Consider the following 11646-nt stretch of genomic DNA (forward strand, 5'->3'; position numbering starts at 1 on the left):
AGCGGAACGCGTAAGCCGACATGCATGGCCGCTGGCGCGAATTGGCGGGTTGCTTGTTAAGTACAAAAACCGCTTCCGCGATCTTTATTGCATTTGAACCCTAGTCTCGCAAGGACTATGCTGAACTACACGCTCAGCTCAATCACAGGGAGCGGCCATGCATCTCCCCGTTGCCATTTTTAAAGATGCAGCCAGCGTGTACGGCGTGAACGTCCCCGGCATCCAAGGCGTCCACTCGTGCTCAACAACGTCCGGGCAGCCATCACCAGCCACATCGAGACACTGCTGGAACTGGGCGAACCCGTGGATATCACGCAAAGCAAGATTGTAGCCCTGCAGAAAAATCCTGAGCATGCGGGTGGCATCTGGGTATTGGTGCACCTCGACCTTGAAAAGCTCGATAGCAAATCGTGAGAATGCCTGCATCTGCGCCAGGCGATAGCGCCGATCCCAAAATCACTTACCGGCAATCGATATCGATCTCGTTCTGCCCAGCCTTGCGGCCCTTCCTATAGGTGAATTCGCAAAGGCTGACACTGTCGTCCATGCGTCTCGACAGCGTTACCTCACCATGCGCGCCGTAGCTGCATTGCAACCATTTACCGTCTGGATAGCGGCCTTCAAGACGGTAGCTGAGCGCCGTGTGCCCTTTCTTCTTGCGCTCCCCGCTCGGTACCAGCTGCCCCCTGCGCTCCGGGGCGCCATCGATGGGCGCTGCGGCGCTCAAGTAGAGCTGGCTGCCGATATACGGTGTCCACCCAGCTGGCACGGCGTTCAAGCTGATCGATGTCGCAGGCACGCTCTCCGGGCAGGCGAGCGAAGTGGCCATGGCACCCTGCGCGAACAAAGAAAAAATACAGCAGGCGGCACCGCTCAACAAACGTTTATATTGCATGAGCACTCCGCTATTCGATGACGAAAAAAGCATCGGCATTGTTGCTGGGGTCGACATACAAGCCATTCTTGTACTGGCCTTTGGAGCGCAAGGTTCGCGAAGTCTCGATGCCCGGGCGCTTGCCCGACCACTGATCCATGACGAGGATGCCGTCCAAGGTCTGGCCCATATACAGGGCTGCGTGATTGCCTTGCTGATGATTCGCATACTTCCCGCTGATAAACGTGGCAATGGCCGTGCCCTTGCGCAGCAGCCGATTTCCCAGCACCGCCGCCCCCTGCTTCCAGGCCGATGTGGCAGGCGCTCCCGCGTAGAGGCGAACCAGCGCAACGCATTGGTGGTTGCCGACCATGGTGGTTTTTTCCAGGTCGGCGACTTTGCTGTAGGCGTAGGACATGGGACTCTCCGGGGTTGGTGGGAGAGGCTTACGATACATGGGGGAAACTATGGGGGATTGAGGAGGGACAAGGTTTGCGGGGGAATAAGGGTTACGCAAATTTGATTGCACATCTGTATTCGAATGAATACAATGATTCCATGAAGACGGTCAAGAAAACCAGGAACTTCAGCAACTGGCTGTCCCAGATCAAGGACGACAAGACAAGGGCAATCATTGCCCAGCACATTGTCCGGCTGGAAAATGGCTTGGGTGACGTGAAGCCGGTGGGTGGCGGCGTCCGTGAACTACGCATTGATGTAGGGCCAGGCTGGCGCGTCTACTTCATTGAAGTTGAAGGGTACGTGATCGTGTTGCTCGTAGGAGGCAACAAGAGTACGCAGACTGCCGACATCAAGAAGGCCAGGCAGATGGTCAAGGAATTGAAGAAGTCTGCCGCAGACCCGAAAAAATAATGGCGATCCGAAGCAATACAGGAGGTGCATCATGACTGAGTACAACATCACATTGTCTGACCTTGAAGGGCTGGATCTGGAAGACTTCGATCCAGCGGAATACATCACCAGCGATGAAGCAGCCGCCGCCTACATCACGCAAGCGCTGGCAACGAACGACGCCGCCATATTTGCCGCCGCCATTGGCGATATCGCCCGCGCGCGCGGCATGAGCGAAATCGCCAAGGCGGCGGGATTGGGACGAGAGAGTCTGTACAAGGCGCTTCGCCCGAATAGTCAGCCGCGCATGGAGACCATGACCCGCGTTCTGGGGGCGCTTGGGGTGCGGCTGGTGGCGGAGGTTATTGGGGCTGGGAAGGGGGATGCGGTGAGTGGCGCTTCCAAAAAAGCGGGGGCTGCGAAACCGCGCTCGCGGGGCAAGTCGGCGGTGGCGAAGCCAGCAGCTGTCTAGGGCTAGGGCTGCCGTTAGGGCACGGACTGATGCTTTGGGCGCCGTAGAAGCCTATTGGGGGCTTGTCGGCATAAGTTCATAGCCTAGCGGGGAGGTCAAAAGGTCGAACCTACTGGTCCGACGCTCTTCGAATCGACGAAATCTACCACTGTGTGGGCAGATTCGCACACCAAGGGCGTGTGCTCGTGGTTTTAACCAGGCTCTGGACTGAGCGGGCTTCTACGGTGTCCAATGCCTCAGCCCGTGCCTAAATAGCAAACGTGACCCAGTGTGTGGATATTAGGTCGAGTATATTCAGTATAGTTTAATATTCCCCATTTCTCGCGACTCCAGATCGGTTGCCATATAACTTAAAGCAGGACTAAATAATAGAGCCTCAGTGCGGTTTCCTGAGTTAGTTTTATACGCAGTCATCGAATTGCGTTTTGAGAATTCAATAACACTCCACCCACGGAAAAGTTCATATAATTCCGAATTCGCCGCGCATGTTATTAAAATCTTTCGGTTCCTCATTTTTCTTTCTTTCAACATATTTGACAACTTAACCTGCTCATCCCATCCAAAACGAGATGCGTGGTATCGATCAAAGTGCTGAGAAAAAGTTCTTGTTACATAGGGTGCATCAATAAAAATCAAATCGTTAGCAGTACTTTTCTCTATTGTTAAATCAAAGTTTCCATGAATTATTTCCGCACCCTGAAGTTTCTCCGAGGCAATCCTTATCTTCTCCGGACAATAAAAGTCACGCCCATTATTACCAAAAGGAACATTAAAATCACCTTGTCTGTTCTCACGGTAAAGCCCTCCCCAAGAGGTATTAGTTAAGAAAATAATTCTTGCAGCAGCTTGTATTGCATTTGAAGGCTGAAATTTTTTAACTCTTTTAAAATCATCGATTGTATTTTTCAAACTAGAAAGATGAATTAAAACCTCTCGAGGATTATCCCTTACCGCTGACAAGCAAAATGCAATGTGTTCATTTGTATCTCCCAGCAATGCCTTTTCACACTCACCCCCAAGAAAGAAAGCTGCACTTCCTGCAAAAGGTTCAATTATTCGCTTAAAATCTCTTGGTAAGAAATCAGCTAAACGATTTATAAGCCAAGTTTTAGACCCTGGCCATTTGAAATATGGTTTAATCACTATCCAAAAACCGTCCCAGATGCTGGCCTAATAGAATACATCCAATATGTTCCATTACAGTCTATTTCAACTGGAAGATATTTTACTGGGCTATTATAAAGTAATGTTGGCGTCTCTAATGATATGGCACGCAAGGCAAAAGCTATTGAATGAGGTTTATTTCCAGAACAAAGATAATAAACATTTTCATCATTAAATTTTTCCACTCCAGCCTCCGTCATCCTCTGCCATGCTTCCACAGCATCACCCGATGTTGCCTTTAAAATAAATTCATCCGGAATTCGAAAACGTTCGATTAATGCAGCATTTGCAAGCATAGCTCGCTCTACATAACCAGTATGTCCACCGGGACTCGCTAATAGAGCGACAACTCGCTCAGGCTCCTTTCTAATCAGAAGATTCAATGTTTTCCACCCATCAAAACCTAATGAAACAAAAAAGAGCTTTTCCTTGCTGGGCTCAAATTCCCCATAATAACCCGGAACAGGTATTGACTGAAATGCACCATCTGAGAATGATATTTCTTCTAAATCGTTGTAACTAGGTTTTGCGTCCGGATATTTTCCTTCTGAATAACCGAGGCAAATCTGATCAACCTGCCCTGATCTAAATGCTTCACCTAAGAGTGCCAAACTAAAATAACGTGGACAAGTTGAGACATCAATAAAAATTGATGCAGGGAAAGTTCGCTCCTGCTCTCCAATTGCAGCCCAGAAGAGCGAACGAATACGTTCATAAACATCGCTCAGACGCTCTGTATCAGCCTCCAGAACAGTACACAAACCACTTGCTGAATTGAGAAAATTATGTACTTTCGAGTGATTATTTTCTAGCACAGGGGATGAAGTTGTGGTTAAAGGCTTTATTAAGATACTAGACTTGAAATGGATAGAATCACACCCTAGAATAGCGGTGCATCGAGCATCCCAACTAGTTCCAACTAATCCAAAATCAAAACTTCCTCTCCATAACGAATTTGGATTATCACTCTTAATAGATTCAGCCACAATTATTCCATCAGAAAATTTTGTTTGTTTTTGACTCACGCTTATTCTCCTGAAAACAAGTCGTCGATTCTATTACCATCAAGCCTATCGAACAAGCCAGAAGCGAATCTTTCAATATCCTTGTCGTCGGCAGCATCCGCAATTGAAAGAACATCTTGTACCTGCACGATAACCGGATAATACGCTCCGCGATATGAGAATCCAAAAGCCGGAGCAAGCGAAGTATGAACGCGAAATCGCATTGTCATTTCATCACCATCTATCACTTTGAGAAATCCCGCCTCAGCAGCATCAACGATTAACTCTACAGCTCGACTTGTTCGTGCACTCTTTGAAGTTGTAGAAAGCTCAAAAACACCACGTTCCGTAGTTTTTAGGTGACGTACTCCATCTCTTGATCCCGATTGCAACATATGGGTAACTTTACCTAATCCAGATACCAATTTCGCAGTACATGAGGGATGATTCACTCCGTGGGTTGGTAATGACTTAACCTTGGCTTTACTTGAAGCAAGAAGCCCAGCGCTTTGAATACTAGGTTTTATTTTCCCAGAATTTAAAAATTGTGAAATAGTCATTTTCGACTCGCGGAAGATATATTCCAAATTATTCAAATAATCCCTAATGCAACTATCGCTAAGCTGCAATATCATGTCAGCGTAGGCATATTTTGGTTGAGAATGCAGATCGTGCATAATCGACAAATATGCGCCCACCATGGCCTTACGCGTGAGTTGACTGCTTGCCCTACGCTTTGACCATTTTGGCACATCATCACCTGGCAGAGATTTATTCGTCCGCATTTCCAAATAGGTTTCGTATATTGGCAGTGCAGAATCATCGCCTCTTCTACTACGATCAAGATCACCATATTCTTCTCCAATGCTATTACTTGCCTCTTTAAGAAGCGCTTGGGCAAATGGCGAAACAGACTCTCGCAATGAATCCTCTAATAAAAAATTCAAATTAAGTTTACCAAACATGCGCTCCGTATTAAAAACAGGTATACCATCAAGCGAAATATCTTGCACGCGCCGAGAGAACTCTTTAATACGTAGATTGGTTACACCTTCCGCAAACGATCTAAATTGTTTATCTTTAATGCTATCCAATTCTAAAAATTCAACATCAGCGCTTTGTACTGTTAACTTTGGAAGTAAAGTTTCAGACAAAGATTCAGGACGACTAACGAAAGAAATTACATGAAAAAGCGGTCGGGTCGATAATCGTACCCAAGTAGCCAGAATTTGAACGCCGAACGCGTCCAAGGTTTCTGCTTCATCAAAGCAAACTTTAAAAAAAATTTCATCCTGACTATTTGAATGGCTGATGACTTGGGCTAAGCGAGCAATAACTTCACGCGACAACGCTCCAATCTGTGACGGCGAGCCGATAGCATCAAGCACATCCTTTGCCAAAGTGTGTTGCTGCGATGCTTTTTCAATATAACGCCGCAGCGATCGAACACTGCTTGAAAGATCGGAAAACGAAATTGGTGGCCGAGTATTTAATTCACGAAGAAACAATTCCGCAGAGAAATCAGAGAGTAGTTTCTTAACAACTTTCTGCTCATCTGCGGCCGAAAATTTTAGCTGCCCTGTAGATTCCAACTCAGATACCGCATCAAATATTTCCTGCAATTGGATTAATTCAAGGTATCTGGAATAAATTGCACGTTTAAGTAAATCATTTTCATCTTTCAACCAAAAGGAGATCGCATCCAATTGAATATCCGGAAGCTTAATATACACTCCAATAAACTCAGAAAATACAGTTCGCCCCAATTGCTTTCGAAGGCCTTCGTTATTCAAACGCTCGCGCCACGAAAGTGATTTTAATAGTGTCGTTTTACCAGTTCCACGAGATCCGATTAAGTAACATGGCTTCGTTTGTTGCAAAGTAGAATAAATATCTTCTTGCAAATAATATAAATGCCTGATTTCATACTCAAAACGAGTATCAGAAAAAGGAGAAAGGGTAATCATATGATCTTCCTACGGCATTGCCATGTCTTTGATGGTTTTTCGCGATTTACAATTTCAATTATTTCTAATAACTCCAAAATAATCAAAGCATCTGTTAATGCATCTACTTGGGCAGATACTTCAAGATCTACCTTAAGAGAATTCGGAGCGGATTTTAGTAGGTCATTGAATCGAAGAACGATCTGTGGCGATGTCAATTTCGCTAGAACGTGCTCAATCCAAGGTTGATCAATTTCATTCCAAAGTTCTGTTTGATCAATAAGACGTAATTTAATTGCATCACGTTTTACAAGCCCCAAATGATCACCGAAACGATGCGGGATCAACTCCATCCCTAAAGGCTGCCCAGTTTCCGTGGAGAAATATATTCGAATTAGATTAAATCCATCCTCTAGAGCTGGAGCGGAGATGTGAATGATGCGGTGTGCGCCACGCATCGGACTATTCACCGTGAGGAGTGGATCCTGATGAATATGCCCATGTAAATAAATAACGTTCTTTCTCGATTCTAAAATTGTCTCTCGTACGAACCCTGCATTTAGCATTTCGTTATATCCGTCAATTCGCGGCATCGGCTGCGCTAGCAGCGGGTGGTGTCCGAATACAACTGGCACACTGCTGGCATCGCACTCCCGGATATATTGTGCAATAGCGTCAACGTGCCCTCGCTCTGCGGCTGGGCAATCGATTTGTTCACTTACCATCTTGTCGAATACATCAACAGGCACTGTCGACTTCAACGTATCAAGTGCTTTCACCATCTCGTTACGTATCCGTTCGGGGAAGGCTCTGAACTCGCCACACAAGAAACAAGTGTTAATTGGAAGAAAACGTATCGATGGATTGTCAACACCTATCGGCGACAGATCCGTTGCTAAAGGCATACCAACGGTTAGTGCACTCGCGCTACCGCATACGTCCGCCCATACCTGAGAGAGAGGGGAAAACTTGTCTAACAATGGCTGACCATTGACAATTAAAGATCGGTCTAGGTCATGATTTCCCGGTACAGCGAGTAGACCACGGTGTTGCCAATAATCCACATCAGACAACTGAAGAGTTCGATGCAAGAAGGTTAGGCAATCCTTGTAACCGGCTATGTTCCCTTTGGTTGTCAAATCACCAGTCAGTACAATCGCGACAAGGTTTTTCTCTTCCGCTCGTATACGATTGATGCCACGTGCAATGTCTGCGATGCGCGTTGAACTCACTGCTCCAACAGTCGCGGCGGCCAAACCTTGATCCTTGTGGTCAACTAACTGCGATCGCAAAATTAAGTCCGGATAGTGGACGTCCCCTAAGTGCAGGAAAGAAACATGACTAATCGGCAACTACTTCTCCTAGGAAGCTCCTAACAGACGCGATGGCATCCTTTGGAGGAAACAAATTTTCGACGAGCATTCAGAGCAACAACATGGAACAACTTACTTCGTCCGAAGGACATCGAAGCTGCCATTCGTCTTTGCCTTGGGGCCTTAGGGTGGAATATCAACATCATAGGTGATGTTGTTAAACTATGCATCTGTTCTATTTTTCGCAGCCTAATTGACAATGAAAATTGTCCCCATCATGAACACCTGAAGTAAAGCTGAAAACAGAGCCTTTGGGGGAGTAATTCCACCAGCACGACTTAACATCCGCGCTCGTTATCGAAGGCAAGCGGAGTCAGTAAAGGGCCAGATACTGTCTTGAATGGCAAGCGCGTATCGGCGTATCAGGGTCAGGTCCGCCATTTGGAGACGAACTGATGCATTGAGCGCCTTAGAAGCAGGCTCAGTCGAAGACCTAGTTAGAACCACGAACGCGCGCCGGAGGCGCGCGGGGCTGCCGCGCAGCGGCAGCAGTCAGTGGATTCGGAGAGGGCCGGGCCGGTAGGCCCGCCCCTTCGAATCCCCCGCGCACGCCCCGCAGGGGGCGTGCTTCTCTTCGCCTACAGACGAAAAAAAAAGCTACCCGAGGGTAGCTTTTTCTTTTTCGTCTTTGGCGGAGAGAGGGGGATTCGAACCCCCGATAGAGTATTACCCTATACACGCTTTCCAGGCGTGCGCCTTCAGCCGCTCAGCCATCTCTCCTGAAGGCAATGCGCGCGTCTTGCTTGCTCACATTGTGTACTGCATATCGCTTGTCGCGAAGCCGCAGATTATAGCAAAGATTCTACGGACTGCCAAAGTTATTTACCTTGGGGTAAAACCATTGGCTGGCCAGAATTGGTTTCGGATGTTCTCATGCTTCCACCCCAGTAAAAGCTGGGGTCAGACCCGGCGGGGGCCTGTGCCCCAGTGGGGCGCAGGCCGATCCCGAAGGGACTGACCTTATTACGACGCTTCCTTCAGCTGATCCAGGATGGCCGGGTTTTCCAGGGTCGACACGTCTTGCGTGATCGTCTCGCCCTTGGCCAGCACGCGCAGCAGGCGGCGCATGATTTTGCCGGAGCGGGTTTTGGGCAGGTTGTCGCCGAAACGGATTTCCTTCGGTTTCGCGATCGGGCCGATTTCCTTGCCGACCCAGTTGCGCAGCTCCAGCGCCAGTCGTTTCGCTTCCTCGCCCGTCGGACGCGCTTGCTTGAGCACCACGAAGGCGCAGATCGATTCGCCTGTCGTGTCGTCCGGGCGGCCCACCACGGCGGCTTCGGCCACCAACGGGTTGGCCACCAGGGCCGATTCGATTTCCATCGTGCCCATGCGGTGGCCCGACACGTTCAGCACGTCATCGATACGGCCCGTGATGGTGAAGTAGCCGGTGTCCTTGTTGCGGATGGCGCCGTCGCCTGCCAGGTACATCTTGCCGCCCAGTTCTTCCGGGAAGTAGCTGGACTTGAAACGCTCGGGGTTGTTCCAGATCGTGCGGATCATCGATGGCCATGGACGTTTTACCACCAGGATGCCGCCCTGGCCGTTCGGCACGTCCTGGCCCGCTTCGTCCACGATGGCGGCCATGATGCCTGGCAATGGCAGGGTGCAGGAACCTGGCACCATCGGCGTGGCGCCCGGCAATGGGGTGATCATGTGACCGCCCGTTTCCGTTTGCCAGAAGGTATCGACGATCGGGCATTTCTCGCCGCCGATGTTTTTGTAGTACCACATCCACGCTTCCGGATTGATCGGCTCGCCGACCGTGCCCAGCAGGCGCAAGCTGGTCAGGTCATAGTTGCTTGGATGGACTTTCGGGTCCACGTCGGCCGCCTTGATCAGCGAACGGATGGCCGTTGGCGCCGTGTAGAAAATGCTGACGTTGTGCTTCTTGATGGTTTCCCAGAAACGGCCGGCGTTCGGGTAGGTCGGGATGCCTTCGAACACCACTTGCGTGGCGCCCACGGCCATCGGGCCATACGCGATGTAGCTGTGGCCCGTCACCCAGCCGATGTCGGCCGTGCACCAGAATACGTCGTCGGGCTTGATGTCGAAGCTCCACTTCATCGTCAGCGCGGCCCACAGCAGGTAGCCGCCGCTCGAATGCTGCACGCCCTTCGGCGTGCCCGTCGAACCCGAGGTGTACAAGATAAACAGTGGATGCTCGGCATCGACCCATTCCGGCTCGCATTGCGCCGGCTGGCCTTCGACCAGGTCGTGCAGCCATGTGTCGCGACCGGCCACCATCGGCAGGTCGCTGCCCGTGCGTTTGTAGACGATGACGTTTTTCACGCAGTCGCAGCCGCCCAGCGCCAGCGCTTCGTCGACGATGGATTTCAATGGCAGCTTCTTGCCACCGCGCAATTGCTCGTCGCCCGTGATGACGGCCACGGCGCCCGCGTCGATGATGCGTTCCTGCAGGGATTTCGCCGAGAAACCGCCAAAGACCACAGAGTGGGTGGCGCCGATACGCGCGCAGGCTTGCATTGCAGCAACGCCTTCGACGGACATCGACATATAGATGATCACGCGGTCGCCCTTGGCGATGCCCTTGGCTTTCAGGCCATTGGCGAACTTGCAGACTTTTTCGTGCAGCTCTTTATATGTTGCCTTGGTAACGGTGCCGTCGTCCGCTTCGAAGATGATGGCCGTCTTGTCGCCCAGGCCGTTTTCGATATTGCGGTCCAGGCAGTTGTAGGACACGTTCAGCTGGCCGTCTTCGAACCATTTGTAGAATGGCGCGTTGTCTTCGTTCAGGGTGCGGGTGAACGGCTTTTTCCAGCTCAGGTTTTCGCGCGCCAGCTTGGCCCAGAAGCCTTCGTAGTCGCGTTCGGCGTCGGCCACCATGGCGCGGTAGGCGTCCATGCCGGAAATCGTTGCCTGTGCGGCAAATGCTGCCGATGGGTCAAATACGCGCGACTCTCCTGGTCCCTGCTGTTCCGTGCCCTGCCCTTGGTTTTCTGTAGCGCTCATGCTTGTCTCCAGTGTAGTAATTGTTTGCTAACACGATAGACCCCGTGTCTTACGGACGCCTTACATGTCGCGTTTATGCAGCGTTTTACCCCTATCAAGGCTAACCATAAGCGCCTTCGGCAACAGGAGTCAAGGGGACGCCATACAGTATTTTCACTGGGAAAATGCACGCTGCACCGAAGGTTCAATACCACTTCGTGTTTCATCAAACCTAATAATCAGAAGCAAGGCCATGCGCAGTAATCAGCAGCAAGTGTAAAATGTCGGGCATACCAAAAATTGGTATTTACTCCCCCAGGAAACCCCACATGATCGACCACCTACCACCGTCATCCAAACATACCAAGCTGCACCCGCTGTCCTCCTTCATCTTCATGTCGCGCTGGCTGCAGTTGCCGCTGTACCTGGGCCTGATCCTCGCACAATGCGTGTATGTATTTCATTTCTGGGTGGAATTATCCGACCTGATCGGCGCCGTGTTCGGCAATGATGCAGCCCTGCAGCACGTGCTGACGGCCGTTGCCGTGCCGGGCAGCGCCCTGCCGACCAAGCTGAACGAAGCGACCATCATGCTGGTGGTATTAGGCCTGATCGACGTGGTGATGATTTCGAACCTGCTGATCATGGTCATTATTGGCGGCTACGAAACCTTCGTTTCGCGCATGCACCTCGATGACCACCCAGACCAGCCGGAATGGTTGTCGCACGTAAATGCTTCCGTGCTGAAGACGAAACTGGCGATGGCCATCATCGGCATCTCGTCCATCCACCTGCTGAAGACCTTCATCAACGCCAACTCGTACAAGATCGAAGTGATCATCGCGCAAACGGTGATCCACATGGTCTTCATCCTGTCGGCGATGGCGATTGCCTACACCGACCGCATCATGACGGTGACGCAGAACCAAGCGAGAACCCCTCACTAAAGAAACAAGCCCATGGCTGCCAGCGGCGGCCATGGGCTTTCAGCAAAGAGTCTTACCCTTCTTAT

11 protein-coding genes and 1 tRNA gene are annotated in these 11646 nt (G+C 50.3%); 4 read left to right on the top strand and 8 right to left on the bottom strand.

The window, feature by feature from the left end; genetic code table 11:
• Nucleotides 1-237: 237 nt before the first annotated feature.
• On the top strand, nt 238-414 hold the full coding sequence (locus tag ACPJXG_RS22745) for a type II toxin-antitoxin system HicB family antitoxin (protein WP_425252423.1): 177 nt from the start codon (nt 238-240) through the stop codon (nt 412-414).
• A gap of 46 nt (nt 415-460) precedes the next feature.
• Here ACPJXG_RS22745 and ACPJXG_RS22750 read toward each other — a convergent pair whose 3' ends face one another.
• Nucleotides 461-895 carry an STY0301 family protein gene (locus ACPJXG_RS22750; RefSeq protein ID WP_425252424.1) on the bottom strand — a complete coding sequence of 145 codons (435 nt, stop codon included), beginning with the start codon at nt 893-895 and terminating at the stop codon, nt 461-463.
• 10 nt (nt 896-905) lie between these two features.
• Complete coding sequence (locus ACPJXG_RS22755; RefSeq protein WP_425252425.1) at nt 906-1292, bottom strand: BPSL0067 family protein; 387 nt, start codon at nt 1290-1292, stop codon at nt 906-908.
• A 140-nt stretch (nt 1293-1432) separates the two neighbouring features.
• Here ACPJXG_RS22755 and ACPJXG_RS22760 point away from each other — a divergent pair, with 140 nt between their 5' ends.
• Together ACPJXG_RS22760 and ACPJXG_RS22765 are read left to right on the top strand one after the other, a co-directional pair.
• Nucleotides 1433-1747 carry a type II toxin-antitoxin system RelE/ParE family toxin gene (locus ACPJXG_RS22760; RefSeq protein ID WP_425252426.1) on the top strand — a complete coding sequence of 105 codons (315 nt, stop codon included), beginning with the start codon at nt 1433-1435 and terminating at the stop codon, nt 1745-1747.
• A 31-nt stretch (nt 1748-1778) separates the two neighbouring features.
• Nucleotides 1779-2198, top strand: coding sequence for an addiction module antidote protein (locus tag ACPJXG_RS22765; RefSeq protein ID WP_425252427.1), 420 nt, complete (start codon nt 1779-1781; stop codon nt 2196-2198).
• A gap of 294 nt (nt 2199-2492) precedes the next feature.
• On the opposite strand, the gene ACPJXG_RS22770 is transcribed toward ACPJXG_RS22765, so the two are convergent.
• The 6 genes from ACPJXG_RS22770 to acs all read right to left on the bottom strand — a co-directional run bounded on the left by ACPJXG_RS22770 (nt 2493) and on the right by acs (nt 10655).
• Complete coding sequence (locus ACPJXG_RS22770; RefSeq protein ID WP_425252428.1) at nt 2493-3341, bottom strand: DNA adenine methylase; 849 nt, start codon at nt 3339-3341, stop codon at nt 2493-2495.
• Nucleotides 3341-4387 (bottom strand): hypothetical protein, encoded by a 1047-nt coding sequence (locus tag ACPJXG_RS22775; protein ID WP_425252429.1) that lies wholly within the window; start codon nt 4385-4387, stop codon nt 3341-3343. Before ACPJXG_RS22775 ends, ACPJXG_RS22770 begins: the two co-directional genes overlap by 1 nt.
• Nucleotides 4388-4389: 2 nt before the next feature.
• Nucleotides 4390-6333 carry a hypothetical protein gene (locus ACPJXG_RS22780; protein WP_425252430.1) on the bottom strand — a complete coding sequence of 648 codons (1944 nt, stop codon included), beginning with the start codon at nt 6331-6333 and terminating at the stop codon, nt 4390-4392.
• A complete protein-coding gene (locus ACPJXG_RS22785) occupies nt 6330-7664 on the bottom strand; it encodes a metallophosphoesterase family protein (protein WP_425252431.1) in 1335 nt (444 codons plus the stop codon). The genes ACPJXG_RS22780 and ACPJXG_RS22785 overlap by 4 nt, the downstream gene beginning before the upstream one ends.
• A gap of 650 nt (nt 7665-8314) precedes the next feature.
• Nucleotides 8315-8405: transfer RNA gene (locus tag ACPJXG_RS22790), tRNA-Ser, on the bottom strand.
• Nucleotides 8406-8648: 243 nt separating this feature from the next.
• Nucleotides 8649-10655 (bottom strand): acetate--CoA ligase, encoded by a 2007-nt coding sequence (acs, locus tag ACPJXG_RS22795; RefSeq protein WP_425252432.1) that lies wholly within the window; start codon nt 10653-10655, stop codon nt 8649-8651.
• Nucleotides 10656-10963: 308 nt separating this feature from the next.
• Between acs and ACPJXG_RS22800 the strand changes: the two genes are divergently transcribed.
• Entirely contained in the window at nt 10964-11581 is a 618-nt protein-coding gene (locus tag ACPJXG_RS22800) for a YqhA family protein (protein WP_425252433.1), read from the top strand.
• Nucleotides 11582-11646 lie beyond the last annotated feature (65 nt).

The sequence above is a fragment of the Janthinobacterium sp. NFX145 genome, assembly GCF_049810325.1.
GTDB classification, from domain to species: Bacteria; Pseudomonadota; Gammaproteobacteria; order Burkholderiales; family Burkholderiaceae_D; genus Janthinobacterium; species Janthinobacterium rivuli.